Below are 26,782 nucleotides of genomic sequence, written 5' to 3'. Positions count from 1 at the left end.
AGGGTCTCTCCTTTTATATAAAAACCATTGGGTCATCCAAGTGGTTGGAATTTTCTAGATCTATGTATAACTCGTCGTGACGAGATGATTAGTGGTTATCAAAAGCCGAAGCGGCAACGAAGCTTCCATTTTCACTGTAGCCACGAACATTGTCACTCTTTACGGCAGCCGGTACGTTGGTGTTAACAGCAGCCTGATAACCTCTGTTTTCGCTGTAACCGCGGATGTCGGAGTGCATCGAAGCCGTCGGAACCGTTTCGATGACAGCTGCGTTATAATCACCATTTTCACTGAACTGAACCGAATCGGCCGAAACAAAGGCGGCACCGCCGGCCAGGGACATCGTCAAAACCATTGCCGATAGTACTTGTTTAAACATTACTTTTTTCATCTTTTTATCTCCTTTTTATCTAAAAACCAAGGGCTTCCTGCCGCGTGGTTGGAATCTTATCAATCTATGTGAACTCGTCGTGACGAGATTATTAATTATTCTCAAAGGCTGAAGCTGCAACGAAGCTTCCGTTTTCACTGAAACCACGAACGTCAGCACTCTTTACAGCAGCCGGTACGTTTTTAATGACAGCAGCCTGATAACCTCTGTTTTCGCTGTAACCGCGGATGTCGGAGTGCATCGAAGCCGTCGGAACCGTTTCGATGACAGCTGCGTTATAATCACCATTTTCACTGAACTGAACCGAATCGGCCGAAACAAAGGCGGCACCGCCGGCCAGGGACATGGTCAAAACCATTGCCGATAATACTTGTTTGAACATTCCTTTTTTCATAATTTATTTCTCCTTCTATGTAAAAACAATTACTAATTAAAAACCAATCTTTAGCATGGTTGTATTATACTGCACATTTCGAGATATATCAATATTACAATAAATGTATTTTTGATATTTTTTCTTAAAATTATTAACGGTATCTAATAATTACCATTAATAATTAAAATCAAGGGCCTTACTGATCGCCGTAGACTTCCTTGGCATAGGCGAAAGCGCCCCAGGCTTTCGGCCAACCGCTGTAAAAAGCGAGCTGCGTAATGATTTCAACCATTTCGTCTTTGGTCACGCCATTTTTCTTGGCCGTTTCCATATGAAACTTCAAAGGCGTATCGATAAGTCCTTGGGCAATCAAGGCAGAAACGGTGACGATGCTCCGTTCTTTCAAAGAGAGGACATCGTTCTTGCTCCAGACTTCCCCAAAGAGGATATCGTCATTATAGCGGGCAAAGTCCGGTGCGAAATCCCCCAACTGCTGCCGACCGGCAGTCTGTACAATTTTTACGGCTTTTTTCGATTGCGTATCGTTACTCATGGCATAGGCTCCTTCCGTTCCCATAAACAGTGTCCCGACCAGGACCATAAAACTCAAGGCCAGGACCAATTTCATATATTCCTTAATACACATGGCTCCACCTCCTTACGGAAGCTTATTATAATCTTCTTCAGAAACGGCTTCGCACCATTCACAGCCCGTATCCTTACCGGGGACTTCAATGGCTAAATGCTGGAAAGCGCTGTCCTTCGCGGCACCGTGCCAATGTTTGACATTAGCCGGAATGTTGACGACGTCGCCGGGGTGAAGTTCCTGTGCCGGTTTGCCCCATTCCTGATACCAACCGCGGCCAGCCGTTACCAACAGCATCTGACCGCCGCCTTCTGAAGCGTGATGAATGTGCCAATGATTGCGGCATGCCGGTTCAAAGGTAACGTTGCCGACGATGACTTGTTTCAGGGACAGCATATTTAAGTAACTCATGCCGTCAAAGTACTGTGCATAATCTACGTTTTCTCCGCCGACAGCAAAGATGCTGTTTTTCTTAATATCTTCTAATGTCATGTGAATGCCCTCCTGAAGGCCTGCGCCTATTTACTATATTTCTGTTTAATATCTTTTATCCAGTCATCGATGTCACCGGCATCGCTCACCAAGTCGCTGCCGCCGCTGCTGTCGAACTGAACTTCTATGGACGGTCCGAAAGCGGCACCTCTCGCCGCCTGTTTCATATCCTTGATGACGTGTCCCGGCCAACCGCCGTTGGTCATAAAGGGGATCACCGTCTTACCGGTAAAATCATGACCTTCCAAGAACGTCTTCACAGCCGGGGCCATGGTGTACCACCAAGTCGGCGTTCCAACGGCGATGACATCATAGTCTTTCACGTCGTAAGGAAGCTCCTGGATGTCCGGTTTATAGCCTTGGTTTACTTCTCGCTGACCTTGATTGAAGACGTCCATGTAGTCGCCTTCATAAGGTTTTACCGTTTCAATGCGGGCGATATCGGCACCCGTCGCCAGTCGAAGTTGTTCGGCAATCTTTTGCGTATTGCCATTCGACCAAGAATAATAGACAACTAATGTTTTCATAATCAGCCTCCCTTTTTTAACTGATGCAGTAAGTAATCGAGGCGGTCCAGCTGTTGTTGCTTGTCGTGGATCTTATCCAGCAGGCACCGTCGGTACTGACGCAAGTAAAGGAAGCGCTGGTTATCGTCGGTCAATCGTTTATACTTCTCAATGCAATCTTCTGAGCAGCCGAGATCGACTAAATTCTTCCATGATTCAGGTTCCATCGTCATGGCCTCCCTTCTTGCCTGTCTTACAAGGACTAATCTTAGCAGACGTTCCTTGGAATGTAAAAAGCTTATATCTTATTTCCAGACATACGCTTCAGGCATGTTTCTTAATTTCCATCGCCTCGTCCGTTCACCTTACAACTGACAGAGACGAGCTAAACTCTCAATGTTTCTAACTCCTGTCCCTTGGGACATCCTTATCTTAACAAAGATGGTTAGGAATGTAAAAGTGTTATATTCAATACCTAGACATTCTTTAAACGTATTTCAGAGCCCTTTCTTATTTCCCATCGTCTTGTCCGTTCACCTTACAGCCGACCGAGACGATTTTAGCTCTCAACGTTTCTAACTCCTGTCCCTTGGGACATCCTTATCTTAACAAAGATGGTTAGGAATGTAAAAGTGTTATATTCAATACCTAGACATTCTTTAAACGTATTTCAGAGCCCTTTCTTATTTCCCATCGCCTTGTCCGTTCACCTTACGACCGACTGAGACGATTTCAGCTCTCAACGTTTCTAACTCCTGTCCTTGGGACATCCTCATCTTAACAAAGATGGTTAGGAATGTAAAAGTGTTATATTCAATACCTAGACATTACTCCAGCGTATTGCAAGTGCCCTAAAAAAAACGTATACTAACAGTAACACATTACGTCATACGCCAGGAGGTAACTATGGAAATACGAACGTTGGAATACTTTTTGGCCGTCGCCCGGGAAGAAAACATGACCGAAGCGGCCAACACCCTGCACATTACCCAACCGACCTTATCGCGGCAGATTGCAGATCTAGAACAGGAACTGGGAAAGCAGCTGTTCATCCGGACCAACCGCAACACCAAACTGACTGAAGAAGGCATCCATCTCCGCCAGCGCGCCGAAGAAATCCTGTCCCTCGTCCGTCAGACCGAGTCTGAAATCAGTGATGATCAGACCGATTTAACGGGCTGTATCCGCCTCGGCGCCGGGGAAACGCGGATCATGCATTTCCTGACCGATGCCTTTACAGACCTCCACATCCAACATCCCCAGGTCACGTGCAACCTCTTTACGGGCAATGCCGACATCGTCGAAGAAAAATTATCCCACGGTCTGATTGACTTCGGCTTATTCATCGAACCCTTCGATGCGTCGGACTTTGAATCCATCGCCCTTCCCGAAAAAGACCAGGTCGGTATCATCACCAAAAGCGACAGTCCCTGGAGTCATTATAAGACGATTACACCAGAGATTATCGCCGACATGCCCCTTCTCGTATCGTCGCGCCGAACGACCCATTCTTTCGACTTTGAAGCCTGGTCCGAAGGCACCCTTAAGACCGAAGATATGAACATCGTCGGTTCCTTTGACCTCGTAGGAAACGCTTCACTTCTCATAAAACGCGGCCTCACCAATGCCATGACCCTGTCCGGCCTTTATCATCAGCAAGTCGAAGACCTCCTGTACATCCCCTTAGAGCCGGCCCAGTATTTCTCCTGTGTCGTAGCCTGGAAAAAATACCAACTCCTGTCCCGTGCGTCAGAAGCCTTTTTAAACTGCCTCAAAAAGCAGGTCGATGAATATAACAAAGCGAATCCTTAGACTGCATCACGCTGTCGACGCCTTCAGCTGAGTGTGAAAGCTCAATCCCCTTATAAAAAAGCACACAAAAAAGCCGGTTCATGACATTCATGAACCGGCTTTTTTATGTACAACCTTATTCGGCCGTTGTGTTGTTGACAACCTGTTTGCCTTTATAGTAGCCGCAAGTCGGGCATACGTGATGAGGCATCATTGCTTCGTGGCACTGCGGGCATTCTACGAAACCCGGTGCTGTCAATTTCCAGTTTGCGCGACGCATCTTCTGACGAGTCTGGGATAATCTGTTCTTTGGTACTGCCATGGTCTGCACCTCCTTAGATCACATGGTACGTTATTTCTAGCGCTCTTCTTTGGATCGTAATAATTGAGCCAAGACGTCGAGTCTCGGGTCAATATTGTCGGTAGGACAACTACAGGGTCCGTCATTCAGGTTTGCACCGCACTGCGGACAAAGTCCCTTACAGTCAGGCCGGCACAACACCCTCATAGGCTCGCTGAGGATCAACGTTTCTCTAATTGTCTCCGTCAAATCGATGTATTCCCCATTGTAGGGCAATACGTCCTCTGGAAGCCCTGCTTCCGTACCATAGACTTCAGACAGTGTTTCATTCCGATCCACCAATACCGGTGACAAGCATCGGCTGCAGGTGTAGCCGCCGGATACCCGTATGTTTCCATGTACAACGATATGATTGCCATCGAATCCATACGTCCCGTCGATTGCTACCGTGGCATCTTTCCAAGGAAATTCGTCCACATCACCCAGTTCGGCAGCCGGACATTCAAAAGAGAAGGGAAAAGACTTCCCCGCTTCTTTTAGTGCTTCTTCGACTTGTAGTTTCATATTTCTACCTCGACTATACTATTATATCTATCTGATTAGGCTTTGTCAATTCTTTTTTCAGGCCCGATGAATTCCCGCAAGAGCGAGTTCCGCGGTACGACCGAGGCGTCGACGCCCTTAAAGGGACGCAGGAATTTCAATAGCCGCTGCGCTTCAGCATAGTGGACGCTGTCCTTCTCGATGGATTCCAGCAAGGGTTCGGCATAAGGCTTGAGGACCGACAGTTCATACGGCAGGGCCGTATTGAAAATCTTGTCGGCATCTTCCTGATAGGGGTAGATATTCTGTTCTTCGCCGCGGCGGACGTCGGCCCAAATATCCATGGTCGCCATGGGACCGCGGTCGCGGAACTGCTGATCCCGCACCATGCGCCGGATGATGCGCGTATCCGACGTGGAAATCCGGTTGTGGTCGTTGATCCGGATCTGGGTCAGGACGCCGAGGGAAATCTTGGCCTTTTCATACCGCGGCAGCATGTAGGTCAGGGAATCGTTCAAGGCATGGAGGCCTTCTACGACGACGGGCTGGCCTTTTTCTAAGGTAACCGGCGTATCGTCGAAGTAACGCTTACCGGTAACGAAGTCAAAGCGAGCCAGGCGAACGGCCTTGCCCTGATTGAGGTCGTCGATCTGCTGATTGAATAAGGGAACGTCGATGGCCCGCAGGGATTCAAAATCGTAACTGCCGTCGGGATTTTTCGGCGTGTCTTCTCGATTATAGAAGTAATCGTCGAGAGAAATGCCCAAGGGCCGCAGACCGTTGACCCGCAAATGGGTCAATAAGCGCTTGCAGAAGGTTGTCTTCCCGGCCGACGAAGGCCCTGCGATGAGGACGACTTTGATTTTCGGACGGCGGCTGACGATGTAGTCGGCAATCTGGCCCATTTCCTTTTCCTGCAGTGCTTCGGCTACGTCGACCATATCCTGGATCGTACCGTTTTCGATATAGTGGTTCAAGTCGTAGACGTATTCGCAGCGGACGATGCGTCCCCACTCTTCCGCATCCAAAAAGAGGCGTGCCATCTTGGGGATTTCCTTGTATTCCGGCAGTTCATTGGGATTGCCGACAGTCGGCGTTTCCAAAATGACGCCCGGCGCATAAGGCCGCAGGTTAAAGCAGGTCAAATAGCCCATGCTGGGAAGGAGGGGCCCCATGTAGTAGTCAAACGTCGGCCCACACTGATAGGCCAGGATATGGGTGACGTCGACGTGCTTAAGGAGTTCCGCTTCCCGCTCCATATTGCGGTTGCGGCACATGGCCATGGCCGTTTCCGTGCTGGCGATGACCTGGGAAATAGCTTCGTCCTGGTCGACGATTTCATGCATCCGCGTCTTTATCATTTCGACGTCGTGAAAGGTGACCGTATGGCCGATTTCCAACTCGCAGTACAAGGCTTTGCGCAAAGCATGCTTGACCAGTACCTTGCCATTGGGGTAGAGATCGCTGACAGCGCGGACCAGGAGCAAGATGGCCGTCCGTATCAGGCACTGGTTGCCTTCCATCGAATTGATCGGCAGCCAGTCGACATCGCCGCTCTGATCTACTTTCGTCTTGAGGCCGACACATTCATTATTATAGAGGGCAGCGGCAATGGGCATATCGCCTTTGGGGCCATATTCCTCATAAACCTGCTGCAGCGTCGTTCCTTCTTTTACGTTGTAAGAAGTACCCGACTTCACATCCTGTAGGGTAATCACAGGCATCAACCTCCCTTTCTATCGGTTATCGTGCTCTCATTATAACATATTTCGTTCTTTCTGGCATTGAACCCCCCACCGGCTTGCCAAAAGAGAAGATTTCGGGCAAGAATAAAGGGACGAGGCTAACTCTGACGGCCTATCTATGGTATAATGAGAAAATAAGGTTTTACCATGCCCCAGAAAGGATATGCCATGAGAAAAAGAGTACTGACCCTGTGGGACGGCAAAGTCGTGCTGGCCTTGCTCATCCTTGCAGGCTGTATCATAACCGCCTTTAGCGCCTATCGCCAGATTTATGTGAAGATGCCCGATTACGCCGCCAAGCAAATCATCCGCTCCGTCCAGGCTGGCGACGTCGAAACCTTCAACCTCTATGTCGACCAAGAAGCCTTGACGGGACAATTTTTTGATGCCCTCATCCTCCATAAGACGGCCCGTGAAGACCAGTCCCTGGTCCTCAGCGTCATCCATTCTCCCCTGCGTTCGGCCTTCGTCTCTGCAGCCGACCTGTATATCACCTGGACTCTGGCGGGAAACACCGATAACGACCAGTACAACACGGTCGCTGCCAGCCTCCGCAACACCTTGAAAAGCGCCGGCCTTTCGATTCCTATTTCGGGATGGCACATCGACTCCGCCGACTGGAGTCAGGACAACACGATTACCTTTAACCTCTATAACGAGCAGCTCGACGCCACCGTCCCCTGTACGGTCACCATGGAAAAGACGCCGTCCGATACCTGGCGGATTACGGGGCTTTCCGATGCCAAAGGCTTCATAAACGACCTCCAAGCCGTCATGAATCATGAACTCGACGTCTACAATAAACCGGTCCGGCAAAAAATCGATGCCATCGTGACCCTTCAAGACGTATCGGCCAAGCTCGTATCCGATCAGGACAAGACCTTTCTCCGCCTGAGCTATACCCCCATCTTTCATCAGGACCGCGAACAGATTGCCACCATCAAGGCCATCTATACCCTGCACCGCAGCAGCGATAACGCCGTCCTCTATACGTCGCCCCTGCGCCTGTCGACGTCGGCTGCCAGGAGCACCTATGAAAGTCAGTTCCTCCTCAATCCCTTGATTCCCTCGCAGTATGCCCTCATCCGTTCGGCCAATATTGACGATACGACCAGCACCTTAGAGATTACGGCCATCACCCTCAAAGATGGAACGGAACTGGCCCTGGAAAAAGACCTGCCGCAGAGCTATTGAACGGAACCTTAAGCGCAAAAAAAATCGCCCGCCGTGGAAGAAACAACCTCCATCAGTCGGGCGATTTTTAATATGACCTTAATAGCAGATTTCAATAATTTTCGGTTTCGACGATTCTTCTTTTGACAGCGAGCGGTCGAAGAGCTTTACGCCGACAGCACCGATCATGAAACCGATGACACCGCCGATGACAGCCGTCTGAACGGTATCAAAGCCTTGGGACAAGGCCAGGAAATGGCCGGCAAAAGCACCGGCAGCACAGACTAAGAGCGGCATGACAAAGCAGATAAAAGCACCGATGACGATATTGACATCGCGGAATTCAAAGCGAACGTGCTGCCCTACTTTGACGCCCAACGGATCGACAGCCGTGACGACGATGTTGTCAGCTCCGTCGCAAGCACCGCAGGCGATACAGTCGGAATGGCGGCCAACTTTGATTTCAGCGCTGCCCGCTTCTTTTATAGCGATAATGGTCCCTTCTTCAATCTTCATAAAATCCCCTTCTTTCTGCCCTTATTATAGCATGGCTTATTTTTTCAATCAATACTATTTTCGTGTACATTAAATAGAAAATCAGCATAGAAAAAAAAGACTGCCGACCTCCGAATGAGAAGGTCAGCAGCGGCTTTCATCAATGATTTTCTGTCGTTTCTAAGAGGAACTTGCGGAAAGGTTCTGCCAAATCGGGCCGACGAAGGGCATATTCGACATTGGCCTTCAAAAATCCCAGTTTGTCACCGACATCGTAGCGTTTGCCTTCAAAGCAGTAGGCATAGACCGCCTTCTGGCAGGCCAGGGTCTGCAAGGCATCGGTGAGCTGGATTTCTCCGCCCTTGCCCGGTTTCGTATCCTGGAGGATGTCGAAAATATCCGGCGTCACGATGTAGCGGCCTAAGACGGCCGTCTGGCTCGGCGCTTCTTCAACGGACGGTTTTTCAATGACCTGTTGAACTTTCAGCACCGGTTTTCCTTCGACGGGAATCCCCTGGACGATGCCGTAGGACGAAACCTTCGGCAAGGGAACTTCCTGACAGCCTAAAATCGTCGAATCGAGTTCATTGTAAAGGTCAATCATCTGCCTTAAGGCCGGGTCGGTATCGTTATAGACGACATCATCGCCGAGGAGGATGGCAAAGGGTTCATCGGCAATAAACGATTGGGCGCATCGAATGGCATCGCCTAACCCGCGCATGTGTTTCTGACGGATATAATGGATGTTGATTTCCGAAATGCTGCGCACCATGTTGAGCAGTTTCGTCTTGCGGCCTTCTTCGAGATGCATTTCCAATCCCGGATTGGTATCGAAGTGGTCTTCAATAGCCCTTTTGGCATGGCCACTGATGATGAGGATTTCTTCAATGCCGCTCTGCAGGGCTTCTTCGACGATGTACTGGATCGTCGGTTTATCGACGATAGGCAGCATTTCCTTCGGCGTCGCCTTAGTAGCCGGCAAAAAACGGGTGCCAAAACCGGCGGCAGGGATGACGGCTTTACGAATCTTTTTCACACTAAAACTCCTTATTCAAACCAACGAGACAGATCAAATTCTTCGCCAATGATTTCTTTGACGAATCCTTGGGCCAAGTAGAGACCTAACAGGGACAGGGTCGACACGCGCAGGAGCGAGCTGTCCCAAATATCACCGAGGTCCGCCAGGACCGGCGAAATGTCTTCCATGATATCCAGGGCTTCTTCACCGCTGAAATTAGCCGGCCGTTTCTTAGCCAGACGAAGGATGTGATCCTGAATATTTCTGTCGGTGAGGCCGGTCATGCGGAAGAACCGCTTGGCCATACTTTCATCGACCATAGCCAGCTTGACTAAGGGCGAATTAAAGGACGGAACGATGAACTCGTCGGACAGGCGCATGCCTTTTAAGGCCTTGCGCAGTTCTTCTTCTGTAAAGCCGCGGTAGCGGAACAGGAGCGGATAGGAGTCGGACAGGATTTCTGCAAAGTGGGTTTCCTTCACTTCAAAAGCCGTGCAGTGCAGGTAGTCGAGCTGCTGATAGTACGGCCGTTCGGTCGGGAACCCTTCCAGGAATGGATAGATATACTTATCAATGTACTGGCAGAACGAATCTTTGTCGACATTGTGGGAGTTTCTCGAATACAGGAACAGTAAGAGGATCGCCAAAATCTGGTAATGGCTCTGAGACAGGTAGGGCATGACCTTCAAGGCGTCGATGGCGACCAGGTGGCGCGTCGAAATAGGCGAGCCGTTAATGATGTCATAAAAAGCCTGAAGGGCAATGGTGGCTACATAGTCATCGGGATGAGCGGCATAGGCCTTTTGGACGTTTTGCAGCGCTTCCTGGGCAATGAGGGGCGCCATGGCCTGCTGCCGTTCGGCATCGGTCTTACAGCCGATCTGATCAAAGGCAGCCGACGTAATGTATTCGGTCTGCTGCTGCAGTTCCGGCGATACGACGCCGTACTGACGCAAAAAGTGGGATACGCACTGGCGGACGACAGGCGATTCGACGGTGCTGTCCTGCTCCCAAAGGGACGGACGGTGCAAGTCACTGGAAGCCGGCGGCGTCCGCAGGTCGAGGCCAGACGTGCCCGCTTCCCACGACGTCTGAGCCGGTTTGACGACGGGCTTTGCCTTTTCCTGAGACTTATGGGCCCGTACGGGCGGCATGACCATCGTTTCATCGGGACTGCTTTTCTTGGCTGTCGTCGCAGCGTCGATGTGAATCGGTTCCATGCGCTGGGTCTTTTCCAGCTGGGAAGCGACGGCTTTCATGCCTTCACTGACGACGGCGCCTTCTGTAGCCGGCGTCTTCACATCAGGCGTACGGAGGACCTGCGTTTCTTCAGAAACACGATTCGCTTTCGGAACTGCTGTATTCGCAGCCGGCGCTTTTTCTTGCGGCCGTGCCGGTGTAATCTTGACATCGGCCATCGGTTCAGCCTTAGCGACAGCCGGGGCACTGCCGGCAGCGGCGCGGGTCTTTTCGGCCAAATCGGCAGAAACGACAGCGGCCATATCGGCCAATGGCGGCTTTTCTTCTTTGGTATCGGACAAATCTTCCGACCACTGGCGCCGGCCGTCACGGCTATCGGCTTCAGCCTTGGCCGCAGCGACGGCATGACGAGCCCGTTCACGGCGTTCTCGATTTTCCGTTAACTGCCGTTCCTGTTCTTCTCGTTCTTTTTCATCCTGACGCTGACGGGCCAGTTTCGCTTCTTCTTCCCGAGCCTTATAGGCTGCCGCTTCTTCCTTATCCACCTTTTCCATGGCTTCCAGGATTTCGTCGCGCGACAAGACCTGTGTGGCATCGACGCTGTCGGCGTTAGGACCTCTGCGGACGGGCACAGAGGCTTCTCGATAGACGATTCGCCCATTGTGGCGGACGGCTTCGCCTTTCGTCGTAACGAAAGCCGTTTCTTCCGGATGTTCCCGCCGTTCCCCAAGGTTCATTTTCGGAACTTTGGGCAAGGGTTCTGTATCTTCTTCGACTGCCAAGTTCGGCAGTTGTCTGGCATGTTTAACTGTTGCCGGCCGGCGGTGCTGGACCTTCCGCGGCTGCGGTTCGCCGTCGTAGCGCGTCCGCGTCTTCGTCTTCCCGTTCTGTTTCTCCGGTTGGGGACTACTCTCTGATTTTTCCCCACTGGAATACATAATATAACAAATTACAAAAAAGACGATTGCAATACCCGCTATAATAGCGTACGGCAAAAAGTTTGTCATGTCATCCTCTCCTCTATCTCATCAAACTTCTGTACCCATTGTAGCATAAGATGCCTGCCTGAGCTACTATATCTTGAACGTTAATTCAAAACATTGCATAAATAGACAGTAAAATTTTTCTTGCCTGCACCCCTGCCGAAACAGCCCGGCGACGGGGCGAAAATAAAGAAAAAGAAAAACGGCACTGCCTCATAGACAGCGCCGTCAGATGCCGCTTATCAGCACCTTCGATACTGCTCACTCTTTAGTTCATAGCGTCATTTTGGACGGACGTCACAGCCGACGAAGTCGTATCATCGAGGGCCGCTGCGTACAGTCTCCGATTGGCGGTCTGGCCAGTCGTTTCGACCGTAGCCGTTTCACCCGATGCTGCAGCGTCGACGCCGGGAACCTGGACCGTAGCCGTCTGACCGGCCGTGACCATGGTTTCTAAGCGAACCCGTCCGGCACCGACACGACTGACGAGGTCAGACAGCGTCGCCTGGCTTACGGGATGGCGAACGGTAACGACGATTTGTTCATGGACGTAGTCCGGCACCGCGCCGACGTAATTTTGGACGCCTTCCTTATCGACGATCGTATGGATGGCGCGGTTCATGAGCTGGCTGTAATCAGCGTGGCTCAAGGACACGCGGCGGATTTGAACGGCTTCGGGCTTAGACACATCTTCGGCAATCCGTTTCGTTAAGTACTTGCTCGGGCTGCCCTTGATGCCAAGGACCAGGACATCGTTGTCCCAATACATGGTGCCTCTTTGGAAGTAAGCCAGTACCGAACCGTATTCGGCATTGATGGCCTTCATCACCTGGGATTCGATCTGCACATGAGACGTATAGTCGCCGTCAGAATGCATGAACCGATAAAATACCTGTGCCGCATCGGCCCGGGTCATCCCTTCTTTAGGGCGGAAATAGTTGTCTGCCGGCACCATGATATTCTTGCTGTGCAGGATAGAAACGGCCTGAGCATAGGCCGGCGAAACCTGGGCTTCATCGGCGTAGGGCGTCACTTCCTGGTCGGGGTCAGCCATGCGGTTATACTGCAGATAACGGTAAATGACATCGGCAAATTCTTCGCGGCTTACCGGGGCTTCGGGTTGGAAGTTTCCATCCTGATAGCCCGTCAAAATGCCTTGGGCGGCGACGGCATTCATGGCATCGCCGGCCGTCCCTTGAGAAACATCTTTTAAGGCCGACGTTCCCGGCTGGACCAAGGGGATGTTTCCGGCGACATTATACAAGAGCTGGGCCAATTCACCGCGGGTCAGGATGCGGTTCGGCTCAAAGGAATTTCCGGTAATAAAAGTCAGGCACTGCGTGTCATACAAGTAATCGACGGCCTGGCGGTCAGCCATAGTCCCCAAATCGGTGTACGGGGCCTCGGCCAGGGCCGGGCTTGCCGAAAGGAGCATCGCAGCTGCCAAGAAGGCAGCGATTTTCTGTCGTACCATGAGAGACCTCCTTGATTACTGAATGACGATCTTAAGGGCACTCCCCAGCGCTTTATTGAGGTTGTTCTGCGTTTCTTTCGAAATGGAAGGAACGGTGAGGATAACTTTTTCATTGAGGTAATCCGGTGCCGTCGTGACGGCAGCATCCGTCGATTCCGTAGCTTTATAAATCTTTTCGGCCTGGGCCATGAGGTTCTTATAATCGTTATAGCTGTACGTCGACTTCTGGACATAGACCGATTCGGCCGGAATATCTTTATCGCTGGCAATGGCATCGGCTAATTTCTGACGGTTCTTAACATCTTTTACGCCGATGTGGAGCTTGTTGCCCTGCCAGTACATGATGCCGTCATTGGCAAAGGCTTTGACCGAACCGTAGACGTCTTTAATGTTGGTAAAAGCCTTGTCTTCCAAATTGTCCTGGCTCTGGTTGGTTACCTTAACGCCGGTCATGATGCGGTACAAGACGTTGACCGCTTCGCCGCGGGTGACGTACTGTTTCGGGTTGAACATGTTGTAGTTGCCGCCCTTCATATAGCCGGCAGCGGCCAAGGCATGGACAGCCTGACGGGCCCACGTCGAAATCTTGGCTTCATCGGCGAAAGGAGCCGCGCCTTCAACGGTAGTCATGCCCTGATAGGTCATATAGTTATAGGCGATGACGGCAAATTCTTCACGCGTGATTTTCTGCTGCGGCTTAAAGGTGCCGTTGCTGTAGCCGTTCATGATCTGTTTATCGACGAGGGACGCGATCGCCCGTTCGGACCAGCGGCCTTTGACGTCGCTGAATTTCGTCGTCTTGACCGTCGATTCCTTGCCGATCATATTGTCGATGACAGAAGCTGCTTCTTCACGGGTAATATCGTCGTTGGGACGGAACTGACCGTTGGCAGCGCTGACATAATGATTGTCATAAAAATACTGAATGGCATCTTTGCCCCAATAATTGCGAATATCGGTAATGCCGGTGCCGGCAGCCAAAGCCGACGTGCTGAGAGCTGCAGTTAAAGCCGTCAGTACTACTAATTTTTTGTACTTTTTCATGATTCAATCGCTCCTATCTATATTGTCGTAAGGGCTACATCGATAACATGTCTGTAGTTTATATATCTTATTTATTTTATCACACCCGGCCTCATTAGGGAAGGCGCAGGGCCCTTCGTTCCCATCAATAAGCGTCAAAGAAAGCCTGTATTTCAGACAGGTCTTTCGTCTGGCACAGGGCCAGCTGCAAGAGGATCTTGGCCTTCTGCGGCGTCAGGGAATCGGCCGTCACCGTTCCTTCGTACGCCGGAACGGGCGTGACCATCCCGCCTACGGCCCGGGCTGCCCGGACGACGACGAGACCTTCTTCTATCAGCGGCTGCAGGGCCTCCCAGACGGGAGCCGGCATCTTGCCGTGACCGAGACCGGCCATGACCAGACCTTCTTTCCCCCGAGCCAGAGACACAACGTCGTCGGCGCTGAGACCGACATAGGCGTAGACGACGGCAACGGACGGAAGGGTCGGCGGCGAAACTAAGTCTGAAGAAAAGGTGTGTTTACGCAGCGGTTTTTGATATACCATGGGACGGCCATCCTGCATATAGCCCAAACAACCCATCTGCCGTCCCTTAAAGGTGTCGACGTGGGTCGTATCAGTCTTTTCGACGAAGCGGGCACTGTGGATGACGCTGTTCATGACGATGACGACGCCGCAGTCGCCAAGGGCGGTATCAGAAGCGGCCTGCACGGCTTCCAAGAGATTCAAAGGACCGTCGGCACTGATAGCCGTCGCCGGCCGCATGGATCCGGTGAGGACGACGGGTTTACGAGTGTGAACCGTAAGATCGAGATAGTACGCCGTTTCCTCCATCGTATCGGTACCATGGGTGATGACGATGCCGTCGACGTCATCCCGGTCGGCCACTTCCTGAATCCGGGCAGACAAGGCCTGCCATAAGGCTTCGGTCATGTCCGAACTGTCGATATTGACGAACTGTTCCCCTTTCACTTCGGCATAGTCGCTTACAGCCGGCACGGCATCCAAAAGCTCTCCAATCGACGTTTTACCGGCTTCATATCCGGTCAGGTCGTCAGCCGACGCGGCCTTGCCGGCAATCGTACCGCCGCAGGCTAAGACGTAAATTTTTCTTTTTCCCATCATCGTTCCCCCTCTTATCGTAAAAATCGAGACTCAACCCTTTTTATGGACGCGAATGACGACCACTTCCGGCGACGGACCTAAACGGAATAAGGCACCCCAGGCGCCGTATCCGCTGGAGACCATAGCCGTCATCTTTCCGAATTTACGGGTCCCGTAGTCCATGGCAAAGATACGGCTGGTCACCAATCGATTGGGCCAAAACTGGCCGGCATGGGTATGACCGCTGACGTGAAGGTCCCAGCCGGCTTCAGCTGCCTGATGAATATGCATCGGTTCGTGTTCCATAAAAATCGAAAAAGCTGCGTCATCGGCCTTGCGAACTGGTGCTGCCGGAGCGATATAATAATCTTCCCGGCCAAAGAGGGTCACCCCCGGGATGGGAGTCACGACGTCGCCGTTCAAAACCCGGACGCCGTAGCGACCTAAGACGTCTGCTTCCAAGGCCAAGTTTTCACCGTACGTATCGTGATTGCCCATGACGGCAAAGACGCCGGATGGAGCCTTGAGCCCTTCAAAACCGGAAAAACTGTCTTCTTTTAAGACGTACTGCAAGTCGCCGTCGATGATATCGCCGCCCATGAGGACCATATCGGGCCGGCAGGCATTGACATCCCGCGTCAGCTGACGGCTAAAGGACGTTCCCAGGACAGCCCCTAAATGGATGTCACTGACGAAGGCGATGGAAAAGTCGCGGTCAATAGGCTTGTCGGTCTCGATATCGACGGTCCGCACGATCTGGTGATGGCCCCGCCAGGCACCGATGGCCAAGAGCAGCCACGAAAGAGCAAAGGCGAAGGCGCTGTAATAGACGGAAATCGTCCCCTGCCACAAGTCATTGCGGCCCATGAGCTGGGCAGCGATCCACAACAAGAGCCCCGGAATGAGGAGCATCGTCGCGTAGTACGAAAAGGAGAACCAATAGCCGGCAAAACGGGTCAGTCCCCGCGTCACCAACGGCGGCAAAACGGCCGAAAAGACGTAGGGTATGACATATAGGACCGGCAGCGCCATAAAAATCGCTAACAGCGGCATTTCCGGTATGGGCAGGCTATGGCGAAAAAGCGACCATTGACCGATTACGAACAATTCACCGATAAAAGCCAGGATCAAATAAAAATAATGGCGTTGTTTCACAGTGTTTCCCCCTTCTTATACTCATATCATAACGTGTCACCTTATCATAAAAATTTCCATGGCCCCTGTCAAGGCAGGCTTTCAAAAAGGGCTAAAAAAAACAACAACGGCAAAGACGAAATGCGCCCGGCCTCATCCGAAAGGATAGAAAGCTAAGCGTCCGCGTCCATGCGGTTGTTGTTTTCATAGTCAGGGCCTACGGGTAATCGTCATCATGATCTACGGTGGCAGATTAGGCCTTCAATTCCTGATTGAGCCAAGCAGCGGCATCGCCCATCATATTGGTCGTGACGAAGTGGCCGAGGCCATCGTAGACGACGGACTGAGACTTGACGTCGCTGTGTTTGGCTAATTTTTCAAGGTAGAGCTCCTGCGCGGCTCCATCGACGACATCGTCGGCACCGCCGCGGAGCGACAAGAGAGAACGGCCGCTGAGGCGATCCATATGCTGATAAGGATCCATGGCGGCAAACTGCATCTGTAAGAAGCGGTAAGACCGGGGCTTTTCGATGTGAAGAGACGAACGGAACCGCCGTTCCGATTCTTCCCACCAGCCCGAGCCGTTCATGACGATGGCCGTCTTGAACTCGGTAAACAGACTCCAGGCACCGAGGGCCGTAAAGCCGCCCATGGAATGGCCCATGACGGCAATGGGCGTATTCGGCCAGTGTTCCGAAATATATTCCAGCATGAGGGGTACTTCCATCATGTTTTGGAAAATCGTCTGCCAAAAATCAGCGTAGACGGCCTTGCTTTCATAGTCAAGGGTACCGCGATGGCCGTGATTGACGGCATCGGGAATGACGACATCGTAACCATAAGAGGCTAAGATGCGGCCGCGGACGGCCTGAAATTCCTTCTGCGACGACCAGCCGTGATAAAACAAGACGACGCCTTTTGCTTTTTCACCGGATGTAATAACGAGACCGGGAATCCCTTTAAGACCAACTTCTCTTTCTTCAATCATTTATGGTTAAATCCTCTCTCTTTTTTTATAAATCCCTTGCGGTGTGCCAGCGGCTCCTGCCAGATTTCTGACCAGACGAAGCCGGCGTACAGTTCTCTGGCCGGAGGCGTCAATTGGCTCCAAGGCCGGGGACGAACGCGCTGAGGCACGACGACCGGCACCGATCGCAGAGGCGCTTCCGCAGCACGGGGCGAGGCGGCTGCTCTTTGCGGCATCGGCTGCGGCTCATCGGGCAAGTCGAATTCATCGGCCAGGTCCTCCCATTCGGGAAAGGACGGTTCCGGTTCTTCTATTTTCGGGGCCGGCTTACGCCGCGGCGGCACGGGAATGGGACCTTTGCTCCGCGGGTACTTCCGCTTGCGGCGCAACAGGTCGGGCAATACCGCCATCAGGACGACGACGATAATCATCCATACAAAATCCATGGTCATCACCTACTGTTCCGAATGGCTTCCATCGTGATGGTCGTGGTGGTCATCCTTTACGGTCGGCGCCGACTGGGTCTTAGGCACGCCGGCCTGGGCGACAGCCGTCCGCATGTCCGTATCGGCCATGATATTCTTCATGTTGTAGTAGTCCATGACGCCTAATTTTCCTTCGCGCAGAGCCTGGGACAGTGCCAGAGGAACTTCTGCCTGGGCTTCGACGACTTTGGCCTGCATTTCCTGGGTATAGGCCTGCATTTCCTGTTCCTTGGCGACAGCCATGGCACGCCGTTCTTCGGCTTTTGCCTGAGCAATCTGCTTATCGGCTTCGGCCTGGTCGGTCTGGAGGCGGGCACCGATGTTGCGGCCTACGTCGACGTCGGCAATATCGATGGACAAGATTTCAAAAGCCGTCCCGGCATCGAGTCCCTTATTGAGGACGGTCTTACTGATTTTATCCGGGTTTTCCAACACTTCGGAGTGATCCTGAGCCGAGCCGACACTGGTAACGATCCCTTCGCCGACACGGGCAATGACCGTCGCTTCGCCGGCACCGCCGACGAGGCGGTCGATATTGGCGCGAACCGTGACCCGGGCCCGTACCTTCAATTCAATCCCGTTTTGAGCAACGGCCGAAATGAAGGGCGTTTCAATGACCTTCGGATTGACACTCATCTGAACGGCTTCCAAGACGTCTCGACCGGCCAGGTCAATGGCGCAGGCCCGTTCAAAGGTCAGGGACATCGTCGCCCGGTGGGCGGCAATGAGGGCATCGACGACGCGGTCGACGTCACCGCCGGCCAGGTAATGGGCTTCCAGCTGATTGACGTTGACATCGAGGCCGGCCTTATTGGCCTTGACCAAAGGCAGGATGATCTTCGACGGGACGACACGGCGCAGGCGCATGCCGATGAGGTTGACAATGCCTACGGAGACGCCGGCGGCCATGGCCGAGATCCACAAGCCGATGGGCACGAAGTGCAAAAATAGTGCGATGACGACAACCGCCAGGGCAATGATAAAGATGGGCACGGCTAAGAAAGATACAAGACTCATAACGCAGATGCTGCGCAAAACACAGTCCGCACAGGTACTTGCGGACACGGTGAACCCTTCTGTGCTGCAGAGGCCGCAGCAAACTTCGCCACCTTTCTCTTTTCACACGAACCATACGGCCCGAGTGCCTCTGCCAGTCCTCGGGCAGCTCCTTCCGCACAGGGGAAGGCATTCCTATTTTGAAAGCTTTGACTATGATAATACCGTTTATACATAGTCTTATTATAGCTCACTTTCTCCTTTTATTCTATGCTTCAGTCTTTCGGATGGCGTTCCGGTTCCGGCTCGACGACGATGCGGCCGCCTTCGACGCTGATGACGCGGACCGTGACGTCGCGGTCGATGAAAGACCCATTGGCCACGGCATCGACGCGTTCCTTGCCGATGCGGATCGTTCCCGACGGGCGCAGAATGGTAATCGTCGTCCCCCGTTCGTAGAGGTAACGGCTATAGTCTTCCTGCGACGTATAGCCCTTTTCCTTAGTCGAACGGTTCTTAAGGGTCAATTTATCAAAGAGAGAGCTCTTGGGCAAGTGGCGTCCCAAGAAGTAGAATACAACGATGGCCAAGACGGTCCCGCCGGCCAGGATGTAGACCGACTCATACGTCGCTCCGAGCATAAAGAACAGGCTGCCAAACAAGAGGACGACACCGGCCAGGCCAAAGATACCGATGCCCGGCGAAGCCAATTCAAGGCCGATACACAACAGGCTGACCAAAAAGGCGGCGATAATCTTGAGATCTGCCACCAGCGGTTCATTGCCGGAATAGAGCAGCAGACCGCCAAAGACGACGGCCGTTGCAATGCCGGCACCGATGCCGGCCATCTTGATTTCTGCCAAGAGGGCGGCAATGATCAAGGCTACGAACAAGGTACGTACATAGGGATTCTGTAAAATACCGATCATATCATCACGCCAATCTTTATCTACGTAAATCGTCTGGGCATCGCCGAGGCTGTAAAGGGCCAAGGCATCCGACAAGGTATCAGCCGAACCGTCCGATACGTTCAATTCTTTAGCCTGTCCGTCTGACAAGGCCAGGATTTTTCCCGGTTCTGCATAACCCGGATAGCCCTTGGTCTTATCGACCATGGCTTCCGCCACACCGGGATTATGGCCGGTTTGAGCTGCTGTCGCGCTGAATTCAGCCTTTAAGGCAGCGATGTTCTTTTCCGTGTCCGGTATCGGTTCAGCCGCCCCGATACTGCTTCCCGGCGCCATGATGATGTGGCGGCTCGAGAGGGCGATAAGGGCGCCTGCCGACCAGGCCCGCGACGTGATGTAGGCGATGACCGGTACGTCAGAGGCCATGATCATATCGCGTATCTTTAAGGCACTGTCGACGCGGCCGCCTAAGGTATTGATAGGAATGACGACGGCCGTGTCGCCGTTTTCTTCAGCCTGACGCAGGCCTCGTTGAATAAAGGCCACCTGACTGCCATCGATGTCACCAGAGATGGGCAGTACGCGGACCGTATCGGCCTGGACAGACGCTGCCGGAAGGGCAGCCGTCAGCGAAAACATAAGGACCAAGGCGGTTATCATGCGCAGTACAAAAGTCATTCCCTCACCTGCTTTCATTTACTCACTTTCGGGTACTTTATCCGGTGCCGCCACGCATTGAAAATAACCGGCACGATGGAGTTTTTCCAATTCTTCCGGCGAAATGTTACGGGCAGCTTGTTTTTCTAATTCCTCAATCGGTTTCTCCTCAATCATATGGATTTTGTCGACGACGGCATCATAGACGGCCGGCGGTTTATTGGCCTTGATCCATTCCAGCATGTGATCAAACCAGGTGCGGCACGTCCAAGCATCTTTGCCGTGGTTGTGGCCGCAGAGGATCTTGATCTGATCCTGTTCCGGAATTTTAGCCAGTAACCAGTTCCACCGTTCCCGGGCAATCAAATAATGATAAAAGGCATCGACTTCACGCAAATGTTGCTCCTGCAGTTCCAACGTATAGCGTGACCAAAATAAACTGAGAGTCATAATGACTACCTCCAAGCAATATATTAAAACCTAGATTACCTTACGATAGATATTCTACACCATCTTGTCAAATTCCTTCTCGGCGAAAGAAAAAGAACGCCCTCCGGCAGAGCTGTCCGGCCCCCAAATACGCCCGATGGCAAAGCGATTTAGAGCCTACCCAGAGTATACCATAGCTGTCAATAAAAGCTACTCTTTCCTTTCCCTTTCAGAGAGAATCTCATCGCTCATCATCTCCCTCCTCTATATAATACATTAAAAGAATAAAGCATTCCTAAAACAGTAACCTGTCACTTACTACTCCATCCCCTAAAGAGTCAGACATAATTATGTCACGAATCTCCTGATTCATCCTAAAAAAAATATAAAAATGACAAAATTATATTGACACATACCGTTATATAGGATAAGATAAATCAGGTTTAATAAGTAGTATTTACAATCCATAGATATTAGCTTGTTGTTATTTGCTATTTATTTGCAATCCGAAGTGTGTTTATCAACTATAATCTTAAGTCATTATTCATCGTTTAGGCAGTGCCGCATTTCATAATTCGGCAAACATTTTATTTTTATTAATTTACGCCCATATTATTCTTATTTGTATTCATATATAAGCTATTTCAAGTTAATATTTATTAATCGTCTTTTTCTCTTAAATCCACAATATTTTGTTTTAAGACGATAAAATGTCACTTCCATCGCTTTTACAGCTCAAAATTACGATTATCTATCCAAAAAAGATATACATACTCCTTAAAAATATCTTGAACTGTGTCTTAAAAGTGATATAATAGGCTTGAAAAAATCACACCTTGTTGTACCATTCTCGTATCAAAAAACCTTCATACCCATTAAGAGCCACTGGATTCATTATAAAATTTCACGTGTCTATATTGAAACAAGATAGACTTAAAGCGACTGATTATGGCGATTGTGAAGGTTTTTATGATAGTATAAATCTGACCATTTTCATCAAAATCATACCACAAGAAAAGAGGATTTCACTATGAACACCAAAAACGAAAAGCACCTTCTCGCGAAAGTCGCCGCCGTCATGCTCCTGGGCATGGCTACCATCGGCGGGACGTCCTCCGTCAATGCTGCCGGCTTGACCGGCTCTTATGTCGGTGTCGGCAAGGCACCTACCAGTACGCAGGTCGTCGATAAAGGCGCAGAAGTCAAGTCGACAGAAACGAAGATCGTCGACTATCGCCAGACCTATAATTCTTCAAGTGATAGTACTATGAAAAGAACACCGAAAAACAACAACGCCAACGGCGAAGGCGTCGACGGTGTTTCAGAAGGTAATGACATTGACGGCGCCGGTACGGGCAATACAGCCATCGGCCTCGGTACTTACGCTGCCCGCGGTTACGCCACAGCTATCGGTACCTATGCTACTGCTATGAGTAACTCCACGACCGTAGGCGCCGGTGCTTTTGCTGCTCAAAAGAGTGTTTCTTTTGGTCAAAATGCCTATTCCAACGTCAACGGTCTGTCCATCGGCTTTGGGGCCCGTTCATCTTCAGGCCTCGCCATCGGCCAGGGCGCTACGGCAGGCCTCTTCTATAAATACCTTCAAAATGACGGCGTTCAAAATACGAGCGTTATTGTCGACAGCATGGCTATCGGCAACGGCGCTACGGCTATCGGCGGCATCGCAATCGGTAAGAATGCCCAGACCAACAGCTTATATGGTGTCGCCTTAGGTCAGAGCGCTAAGGTTGCTTACAGCGGCGTCGCCTTAGGCACGAATGCGAATGTAAAGGTTTCGACCGGTGTGGCCTTAGGCCTTTCCTCAGTCGCTGACCGTGCAGCTAACACCATCGGCTACGTTCCCTTTGCTGACGATGGCAACGGCAGTTACGTACCGAGCACGGCAGAGGCCTTGGCCGGTGCCATCAGCGCCAGCGACGTTTCCAAAACTTTCGCTACCACCTATGCCACTCAAATCGCAAAGTATAATGAATTGAATCAAGCTTATTATACAGCTTCGGCTGAAGTTGATAAACAAGACGAAATTATTAAGAATACGAAGGGCAGTACCATTGCATCTGAACAAGAAGCATATGCAGCAGCCGTAACGGCCAAGGCCGCAGCTCAAGCTGAAGCTGTCGCTGCTACCGATGCCATAAACGCTTGGACGGCTCAGAATCAGGACTTTACGACGGCCTTAGGCCAGCAGCGTACGGAACTGGGCGTCTTCAAATCGACTGGCGGTGCCGTCAGCGTCGGTGCTACGACCTACACCAGCGACGGCCGCGTAAGCTCCATCTTGACTCGTCAGATCACCAACGTCGCAGCCGGCACGACTGATACGGATGCCGTCAACGTCGCTCAGCTCAGACGTGTCGCTGATGAAACCGCTAAAAAAGCTAACCTTGATGCCAGCAACATTACTCCGGACCAGGTTGCAAAATGGCAGGAAGCCTTAGGTATTGAAACCAATACGGTCGGCTACGTCGATGCCATCACCTTGTCTGAAGGGGATAATGTAAAAATCGAAAGCACTTATAACGACGATAAATCCCGTGTAAATTATAAGATTTCTGTCGATGACAGTGCCATTAAAGACGCTATCCAGCCGGAACTCGACCAGAAAGCCGACCGCGACGGCTCTAATTTGACGGAAACGGACATCAAGGGCTGGAAAGATACCTTGGGCGTCAGCAACTTGAACAGTGACGTCAGCAACTTGCAGGACCAGGTAAGCAGCTTAGACGGCCGCGTCAGCAGCTTGAACGACCGCGTCGACAAAGTCGGTGCCGGTGCTGCCGCATTAGCCGGTCTCCATCCGTTGGAATTCAACCCGGAAGATAAATTTTCAGCCTCTGCCGCTATGGGTAACTACAAAGGTGAAAACGCCTTAGCCCTCGGCGCCTTCTATCGCCCCAATGCAGATACGATGGTCAGCTTCGGCACGACCCTTAGCGATGAAAAGATGTTCAACGTCGGCGTTTCCTTCAAATTCGGCAACAAAGGCGACCGCATCTATCGTCAGGGTACGTCCGTCGATGTCAGCGCTCTGACGTCGGAAGTCAATACCCTCCGTCAGGAAAACCAGGCTTTGGCCAGCCAGGTCAGCAGCCAGAAAGCTGAACTCGAACAGCAGCGCGCTCTCATCCAGCAGCTGATGAACAAAGTCGGCATGTAAGCACCTCTCATATAGGCAACAAAAAAACGAGACCTTCGGGTCTCGTTTTTTTTGTACCTGTTGTATGAAGTTATTTACGGAACAAGCCCATGGCTTTGCAGGCCTTTTCATAGGTAAGGCTGGCTTTGGCATGTGCCTTGGCTGCCCCCTTGTCGAGGATGTCGTCCAGTTCCGGTTCGCTGACCAGCTGGCGATAGCGCTGCTGAATCGGTTCCAGGGTGCTGATGATGGCTTCGGCAACGTCCTTTTTAAAGGCGCCATAGCCTTTGCCGACGTAAGCCGCTTCGACCTGTTCATGGGTCTGGTCGGTCAGGGCCGAGAGGATTTCAATGAGGTTTGAAATGCCCGGTTTCTGTTCTTTATCGTAGTGGACGGAGTTTTCACTGTCCGTCTGAGCCCGTTTGATTTTCTTTTCAATGGCCTTCGGTTCGTCGAGGAGATAAATCGTCGCCGTTTCGTTGTCATCGGACTTACTCATCTTCTTCGTCGGTTCCTGGAGGCTCATGACTCGCGTGCCGTCCTGGCCGAGGTAGATGTCAGGAACGGTGAAGATATCTTCGCCGTAGAGGCGGTTGAAGCGCTGAGCCAGGTTGCGGGTGATTTCCAGATGCTGTTTCTGGTCGTCGCCGACGGGAACGAAGTTGGTCTGGTATAAGAGGATGTCGGCTGCCATGAGGGGCGGATAGGTCAAGAGACCGGCCGGAATGGAGTCGCCCTGTTTCGCGGCCTTGTCCTTATACTGGGTCATCCGTTCCAATTCGCCGACGTAGGACGACGTGATCATCATCCAGCCTAAGAGGGCGTGTTCCGGTACTTCGGACTGGACGAACAGGGTCGATTTATCCGGATCGAGACCGGAAGCCAAATAGATAGCAGCCAGTTCCCTCGTCCTCTGATGCAAAAGCTTCGGGTCCTGGGGCACGGTGATGGCGTGCTGGTTGACGACGCAGTAGTAACATTCGTTGCCGTCCTGGATTTTTGAAAAGTTGCGCAGTGCGCCTAAATAGTTGCCTAAGGTAAGATTACCGCTGGGCTGAATGCCAGAAAAAATAACTGCCATGATGGTACCTCCTGATTCATAAAAAAAACCTTCCATCCCCTATAAATAGGGACGAAAGGAAAGTCAGCTCCGCGGTACCACCCTGGTTGGCCAATATGGCCCGGCTCTTATGCACAATAATGCATCTTTTCAAGGTAACGGTGAAAATTCCGGCGGAACCTACTGACTGCGTTCAGTCCGCATCTCCCGGGCCCATTCCCAATCATGGCCTCTTGCCGGACTTCCACTGCCACCGGCTCGCTGTTAAGGGTGTCATGACGGTACTTGCTCCCGTTCATCGACGTTATATATCCTATTTGATGCATCTATCTTATATCGAAGGCCGGACCTTGTCAAGTTTTTCTTGACTTGGAGTTGGCTCCATCGTCTATAATAGCTACAATATTGAAAATAACTCTAATTACGCGATCCTTGAACAGGAGGAATACATGAAATTCACCCGAAAAAAACTAATCATCCCCATCGTAGCCGTCCTGGCTGTCGCCGCCGTCGCCGCCTATCTCTGGCTGCCGGGCACCAAGGCCGTCGCTAAGCAGGGCCTTCGAGCCACCAAAGCCGCTGCCGCCCACTACCTGCCGACGGAATCCGTCGATGCCTCGAACATCCGCCAAGTCATTACGGCTGACAGCACGACGTCGCGGACCTTTATGTGGCAGTCGGATTACGCCGAAGACAATCCCGTCGTGGAATACCGCAAGACCGGCGATGACGATACGATCATGGCCCTACCCGCTTCCAGCGACGCCTTCAACGATGACGGCGTGACGACCTATATCCACACGGCCACAGTTACCGACCTTGCACCGGGCACGGCTTATGAATACCGCGTCGGTTACGGCGACAAACGCAGTTCCTGGACGTCCTTCCATACGGCCGAAGGCAGCAGCTTCAAGTCCCTCATCTTCCCCGATTCCCAATCCAGCGATTACAGCGGTTGGTCTTCTATGGCTCAAGCCGCCTGGCAGCGCAATCAGGATGCCCAGTTCTTCATCAACATGGGTGACCTCGTCGATAACGGACAGTCTCATTATCAGTGGAACGCCTGGTTCGACGCCGTGGCCCCCATGATCTCCCGCATCCCTGTAGCGCCTCTCATGGGCAATCACGAAACGTACAACACGGATTGGAAGATGCGCATGCCCGAAGCCTACACCCACCTCTTCGCCCTGCCCTCGATTGACATGGAAAAATACCAGAACCAGTTCTATTCCTTCGATTACGGTGACATCCACTTCGTCGTCCTCAACACCCAGGCCCAGGAACTGGCCGACTTCGAGCCCTCATTAAATGACGATGAAGTCGCCTGGTTTAAAGAAGACATGGCCAAGACGACGAAAAAATGGAAGATCGTCTTGATGCACAAGGATCCTTTGCAGTACGGCTTTGCCAACCGTCCGGAACCGCGGGAAGAAGGCTTTTCTCCGGAAGGGCGGCTGTGGATGCCCTTATTTGACCAGTACGGCGTCGATGCCGTCTTGTCGGCCCATCTCCACACCTACCGCGACCGCGGCCATATCAAGAACTTCCAGCGCGATGAAAGCGGCCCCTTGTACATCATCACCGGCGTCGCCGGCAACGTCCGCTATCCTAGCCTGTGGAAGCAGCACAGCCTCGATGAATACGTCGCACCTCAGCCGGAAACAGATAACTACATGACCTTGGAAGCAACGGCAGACATCCTGACCTTCCGTAGTTTCCTGCCCGACGGTCAATTATTAGAGGAACGAAGCATTTCTTCACACAAATAAAAAAAGTGTGATATAATAGAT

At 51.8% G+C, this 26,782-nt stretch carries 26 protein-coding genes and 1 other annotated feature; of the genes, 4 read left to right on the top strand and 22 right to left on the bottom strand.

The genetic code is table 11. The features are described from left to right. Positions 1 to 88: 88 nt before the first annotated feature. The 6 genes from HMPREF3201_RS06290 to HMPREF3201_RS06265 form a co-directional block, all read right to left on the bottom strand. Entirely contained in the window at positions 89 to 391 is a 303-nt protein-coding gene (locus HMPREF3201_RS06290; RefSeq protein WP_062412246.1) for a hypothetical protein, read from the bottom strand. A gap of 91 nt (positions 392 to 482) precedes the next feature. Further along, complete coding sequence (locus HMPREF3201_RS06285) at positions 483 to 785, bottom strand: hypothetical protein (RefSeq protein WP_062412245.1); 303 nt, start codon at positions 783 to 785, stop codon at positions 483 to 485. A gap of 178 nt (positions 786 to 963) precedes the next feature. Continuing rightward, the gene (locus HMPREF3201_RS06280) at positions 964 to 1,413 is read right to left on the bottom strand and encodes a carboxymuconolactone decarboxylase family protein (protein WP_227163177.1); all 450 of its coding nucleotides are present in this window, start codon (positions 1,411 to 1,413) and stop codon (positions 964 to 966) included. A 12-nt stretch (positions 1,414 to 1,425) separates the two neighbouring features. After that, positions 1,426 to 1,845 carry a cupin domain-containing protein gene (locus HMPREF3201_RS06275; protein ID WP_062412244.1) on the bottom strand — a complete coding sequence of 140 codons (420 nt, stop codon included), beginning with the start codon at positions 1,843 to 1,845 and terminating at the stop codon, positions 1,426 to 1,428. Between the two features lie 26 nt (positions 1,846 to 1,871). Next, the gene (locus tag HMPREF3201_RS06270) at positions 1,872 to 2,372 is read right to left on the bottom strand and encodes a flavodoxin (RefSeq protein ID WP_154254326.1); all 501 of its coding nucleotides are present in this window, start codon (positions 2,370 to 2,372) and stop codon (positions 1,872 to 1,874) included. A gap of 2 nt (positions 2,373 to 2,374) precedes the next feature. Next, positions 2,375 to 2,578: a hypothetical protein gene (locus tag HMPREF3201_RS06265; RefSeq protein WP_062412251.1), complete on the bottom strand. Its 204-nt coding sequence runs from the start codon at positions 2,576 to 2,578 to the stop codon at positions 2,375 to 2,377. A gap of 679 nt (positions 2,579 to 3,257) precedes the next feature. Here HMPREF3201_RS06265 and HMPREF3201_RS06260 point away from each other — a divergent pair. After that, positions 3,258 to 4,163 (top strand): LysR family transcriptional regulator, encoded by a 906-nt coding sequence (locus HMPREF3201_RS06260; protein ID WP_062412242.1) that lies wholly within the window; start codon positions 3,258 to 3,260, stop codon positions 4,161 to 4,163. A 115-nt stretch (positions 4,164 to 4,278) separates the two neighbouring features. Here the strand turns inward: HMPREF3201_RS06260 and rpmF are convergent, their stop codons facing one another. The 3 genes from rpmF to HMPREF3201_RS06245 are packed head-to-tail and all read right to left on the bottom strand — an operon-like array spanning position 4,279 to position 6,704. Beyond that, positions 4,279 to 4,464 carry a 50S ribosomal protein L32 gene (gene rpmF / locus HMPREF3201_RS06255; protein ID WP_044504966.1) on the bottom strand — a complete coding sequence of 62 codons (186 nt, stop codon included), beginning with the start codon at positions 4,462 to 4,464 and terminating at the stop codon, positions 4,279 to 4,281. A gap of 36 nt (positions 4,465 to 4,500) precedes the next feature. Beyond that, positions 4,501 to 5,007 (bottom strand): YceD family protein, encoded by a 507-nt coding sequence (locus HMPREF3201_RS06250; RefSeq protein ID WP_044504967.1) that lies wholly within the window; start codon positions 5,005 to 5,007, stop codon positions 4,501 to 4,503. Between the two features lie 35 nt (positions 5,008 to 5,042). Then, positions 5,043 to 6,704 carry a nucleoside kinase gene (locus tag HMPREF3201_RS06245; protein WP_062412241.1) on the bottom strand — a complete coding sequence of 554 codons (1,662 nt, stop codon included), beginning with the start codon at positions 6,702 to 6,704 and terminating at the stop codon, positions 5,043 to 5,045. Positions 6,705 to 6,899: 195 nt separating this feature from the next. Between HMPREF3201_RS06245 and HMPREF3201_RS06240 the strand changes: the two genes are divergently transcribed. Continuing rightward, positions 6,900 to 7,925, top strand: coding sequence for a hypothetical protein (locus HMPREF3201_RS06240; RefSeq protein ID WP_062412250.1), 1,026 nt, complete (start codon positions 6,900 to 6,902; stop codon positions 7,923 to 7,925). Positions 7,926 to 8,003: 78 nt separating this feature from the next. On the opposite strand, the gene HMPREF3201_RS06235 is transcribed toward HMPREF3201_RS06240, so the two are convergent. The 12 genes from HMPREF3201_RS06235 to HMPREF3201_RS06180 form a co-directional block, all read right to left on the bottom strand. Continuing rightward, on the bottom strand, positions 8,004 to 8,420 hold the full coding sequence (locus tag HMPREF3201_RS06235) for a SoxR reducing system RseC family protein (RefSeq protein WP_044504970.1): 417 nt from the start codon (positions 8,418 to 8,420) through the stop codon (positions 8,004 to 8,006). Positions 8,421 to 8,559: 139 nt separating this feature from the next. Continuing rightward, entirely contained in the window at positions 8,560 to 9,435 is an 876-nt protein-coding gene (gene galU / locus HMPREF3201_RS06230; RefSeq protein ID WP_062412240.1) for a UTP--glucose-1-phosphate uridylyltransferase GalU, read from the bottom strand. Between the two features lie 11 nt (positions 9,436 to 9,446). Next, entirely contained in the window at positions 9,447 to 11,624 is a 2,178-nt protein-coding gene (locus HMPREF3201_RS06225; protein WP_062412239.1) for an LPO_1073/Vpar_1526 family protein, read from the bottom strand. Positions 11,625 to 11,868: 244 nt separating this feature from the next. Beyond that, on the bottom strand, positions 11,869 to 13,074 hold the full coding sequence (locus HMPREF3201_RS06220; protein ID WP_062412238.1) for an S-layer homology domain-containing protein: 1,206 nt from the start codon (positions 13,072 to 13,074) through the stop codon (positions 11,869 to 11,871). A 15-nt stretch (positions 13,075 to 13,089) separates the two neighbouring features. Beyond that, entirely contained in the window at positions 13,090 to 14,118 is a 1,029-nt protein-coding gene (locus HMPREF3201_RS06215) for an S-layer homology domain-containing protein (protein ID WP_062412237.1), read from the bottom strand. A 124-nt stretch (positions 14,119 to 14,242) separates the two neighbouring features. Next, positions 14,243 to 15,217: an asparaginase gene (locus HMPREF3201_RS06210; protein WP_062412249.1), complete on the bottom strand. Its 975-nt coding sequence runs from the start codon at positions 15,215 to 15,217 to the stop codon at positions 14,243 to 14,245. A 33-nt stretch (positions 15,218 to 15,250) separates the two neighbouring features. After that, positions 15,251 to 16,354 carry a metallophosphoesterase gene (locus tag HMPREF3201_RS06205; RefSeq protein WP_062412236.1) on the bottom strand — a complete coding sequence of 368 codons (1,104 nt, stop codon included), beginning with the start codon at positions 16,352 to 16,354 and terminating at the stop codon, positions 15,251 to 15,253. A 232-nt stretch (positions 16,355 to 16,586) separates the two neighbouring features. Next, a complete protein-coding gene (locus HMPREF3201_RS06200; protein WP_062412235.1) occupies positions 16,587 to 17,321 on the bottom strand; it encodes an alpha/beta fold hydrolase in 735 nt (244 codons plus the stop codon). Further along, complete coding sequence (locus HMPREF3201_RS06195) at positions 17,318 to 17,746, bottom strand: hypothetical protein (RefSeq protein ID WP_062412234.1); 429 nt, start codon at positions 17,744 to 17,746, stop codon at positions 17,318 to 17,320. Before HMPREF3201_RS06195 ends, HMPREF3201_RS06200 begins: the two co-directional genes overlap by 4 nt. A gap of 9 nt (positions 17,747 to 17,755) precedes the next feature. Then, positions 17,756 to 18,802, bottom strand: a complete 1,047-nt coding sequence (floA, locus tag HMPREF3201_RS06190) for a flotillin-like protein FloA (protein WP_062412248.1) — start codon at positions 18,800 to 18,802, stop codon at positions 17,756 to 17,758. A gap of 254 nt (positions 18,803 to 19,056) precedes the next feature. Beyond that, positions 19,057 to 20,367, bottom strand: a complete 1,311-nt coding sequence (locus HMPREF3201_RS06185) for an NfeD family protein (RefSeq protein ID WP_062412233.1) — start codon at positions 20,365 to 20,367, stop codon at positions 19,057 to 19,059. Between the two features lie 18 nt (positions 20,368 to 20,385). Beyond that, positions 20,386 to 20,796, bottom strand: coding sequence for a hypothetical protein (locus tag HMPREF3201_RS06180; RefSeq protein WP_062412232.1), 411 nt, complete (start codon positions 20,794 to 20,796; stop codon positions 20,386 to 20,388). 1,009 nt (positions 20,797 to 21,805) lie between these two features. On the opposite strand from HMPREF3201_RS06180, the gene HMPREF3201_RS06175 reads away from it, so the two are divergent. Next, positions 21,806 to 23,953, top strand: a complete 2,148-nt coding sequence (locus tag HMPREF3201_RS06175) for a YadA-like family protein (protein ID WP_062412231.1) — start codon at positions 21,806 to 21,808, stop codon at positions 23,951 to 23,953. 70 nt (positions 23,954 to 24,023) lie between these two features. Here the strand turns inward: HMPREF3201_RS06175 and trpS are convergent, their stop codons facing one another. Then, on the bottom strand, positions 24,024 to 25,013 hold the full coding sequence (gene trpS, locus HMPREF3201_RS06170; RefSeq protein WP_062412230.1) for a tryptophan--tRNA ligase: 990 nt from the start codon (positions 25,011 to 25,013) through the stop codon (positions 24,024 to 24,026). A gap of 44 nt (positions 25,014 to 25,057) precedes the next feature. Beyond that, positions 25,058 to 25,300: a binding site (T-box leader), on the bottom strand. A gap of 141 nt (positions 25,301 to 25,441) precedes the next feature. Between trpS and HMPREF3201_RS06165 the strand changes: the two genes are divergently transcribed. Then, positions 25,442 to 26,761: a purple acid phosphatase family protein gene (locus HMPREF3201_RS06165; protein WP_062412229.1), complete on the top strand. Its 1,320-nt coding sequence runs from the start codon at positions 25,442 to 25,444 to the stop codon at positions 26,759 to 26,761. Positions 26,762 to 26,782 lie beyond the last annotated feature (21 nt).

Source organism: Megasphaera sp. MJR8396C (assembly GCF_001546855.1).
Classification (GTDB): domain Bacteria; phylum Bacillota; class Negativicutes; order Veillonellales; family Megasphaeraceae; genus Megasphaera.
Note: the sequence above shows the minus strand (reverse complement) of the source record. Positions and strands in the feature narration are given on the sequence as shown.

What these genes read in the sequence shown, in the direction of transcription:
- HMPREF3201_RS06290 (WP_062412246.1), bottom strand. Translation starts at nt 391, where the DNA reads ATGAAAAAAGTAATGTTTAAACAAGTACTATCGGCAATGGTTTTGACG.
- HMPREF3201_RS06285 (WP_062412245.1), bottom strand. Translation starts at nt 785, where the DNA reads ATGAAAAAAGGAATGTTCAAACAAGTATTATCGGCAATGGTTTTGACC.
- HMPREF3201_RS06280 (WP_227163177.1), bottom strand. Translation starts at nt 1,413, where the DNA reads ATGTGTATTAAGGAATATATGAAATTGGTCCTGGCCTTGAGTTTTATG.
- HMPREF3201_RS06275 (WP_062412244.1), bottom strand. Translation starts at nt 1,845, where the DNA reads ATGACATTAGAAGATATTAAGAAAAACAGCATCTTTGCTGTCGGCGGA.
- HMPREF3201_RS06270 (WP_154254326.1), bottom strand. Translation starts at nt 2,372, where the DNA reads ATGAAAACATTAGTTGTCTATTATTCTTGGTCGAATGGCAATACGCAA.
- HMPREF3201_RS06265 (WP_062412251.1), bottom strand. Translation starts at nt 2,578, where the DNA reads ATGGAACCTGAATCATGGAAGAATTTAGTCGATCTCGGCTGCTCAGAA.
- HMPREF3201_RS06260 (WP_062412242.1), top strand. Translation starts at nt 3,258, where the DNA reads ATGGAAATACGAACGTTGGAATACTTTTTGGCCGTCGCCCGGGAAGAA.
- rpmF (WP_044504966.1), bottom strand. Translation starts at nt 4,464, where the DNA reads ATGGCAGTACCAAAGAACAGATTATCCCAGACTCGTCAGAAGATGCGT.
- HMPREF3201_RS06250 (WP_044504967.1), bottom strand. Translation starts at nt 5,007, where the DNA reads ATGAAACTACAAGTCGAAGAAGCACTAAAAGAAGCGGGGAAGTCTTTT.
- HMPREF3201_RS06240 (WP_062412250.1), top strand. Translation starts at nt 6,900, where the DNA reads ATGAGAAAAAGAGTACTGACCCTGTGGGACGGCAAAGTCGTGCTGGCC.
- HMPREF3201_RS06235 (WP_044504970.1), bottom strand. Translation starts at nt 8,420, where the DNA reads ATGAAGATTGAAGAAGGGACCATTATCGCTATAAAAGAAGCGGGCAGC.
- HMPREF3201_RS06225 (WP_062412239.1), bottom strand. Translation starts at nt 11,624, where the DNA reads ATGACAAACTTTTTGCCGTACGCTATTATAGCGGGTATTGCAATCGTC.
- HMPREF3201_RS06220 (WP_062412238.1), bottom strand. Translation starts at nt 13,074, where the DNA reads ATGGTACGACAGAAAATCGCTGCCTTCTTGGCAGCTGCGATGCTCCTT.
- HMPREF3201_RS06215 (WP_062412237.1), bottom strand. Translation starts at nt 14,118, where the DNA reads ATGAAAAAGTACAAAAAATTAGTAGTACTGACGGCTTTAACTGCAGCT.
- HMPREF3201_RS06210 (WP_062412249.1), bottom strand. Translation starts at nt 15,217, where the DNA reads ATGGGAAAAAGAAAAATTTACGTCTTAGCCTGCGGCGGTACGATTGCC.
- HMPREF3201_RS06200 (WP_062412235.1), bottom strand. Translation starts at nt 17,321, where the DNA reads ATGATTGAAGAAAGAGAAGTTGGTCTTAAAGGGATTCCCGGTCTCGTT.
- HMPREF3201_RS06195 (WP_062412234.1), bottom strand. Translation starts at nt 17,746, where the DNA reads ATGGATTTTGTATGGATGATTATCGTCGTCGTCCTGATGGCGGTATTG.
- floA (WP_062412248.1), bottom strand. Translation starts at nt 18,802, where the DNA reads ATGAGTCTTGTATCTTTCTTAGCCGTGCCCATCTTTATCATTGCCCTG.
- HMPREF3201_RS06185 (WP_062412233.1), bottom strand. Translation starts at nt 20,367, where the DNA reads ATGACTTTTGTACTGCGCATGATAACCGCCTTGGTCCTTATGTTTTCG.
- HMPREF3201_RS06180 (WP_062412232.1), bottom strand. Translation starts at nt 20,796, where the DNA reads ATGACTCTCAGTTTATTTTGGTCACGCTATACGTTGGAACTGCAGGAG.
- HMPREF3201_RS06175 (WP_062412231.1), top strand. Translation starts at nt 21,806, where the DNA reads ATGAACACCAAAAACGAAAAGCACCTTCTCGCGAAAGTCGCCGCCGTC.
- trpS (WP_062412230.1), bottom strand. Translation starts at nt 25,013, where the DNA reads ATGGCAGTTATTTTTTCTGGCATTCAGCCCAGCGGTAATCTTACCTTA.
- HMPREF3201_RS06165 (WP_062412229.1), top strand. Translation starts at nt 25,442, where the DNA reads ATGAAATTCACCCGAAAAAAACTAATCATCCCCATCGTAGCCGTCCTG.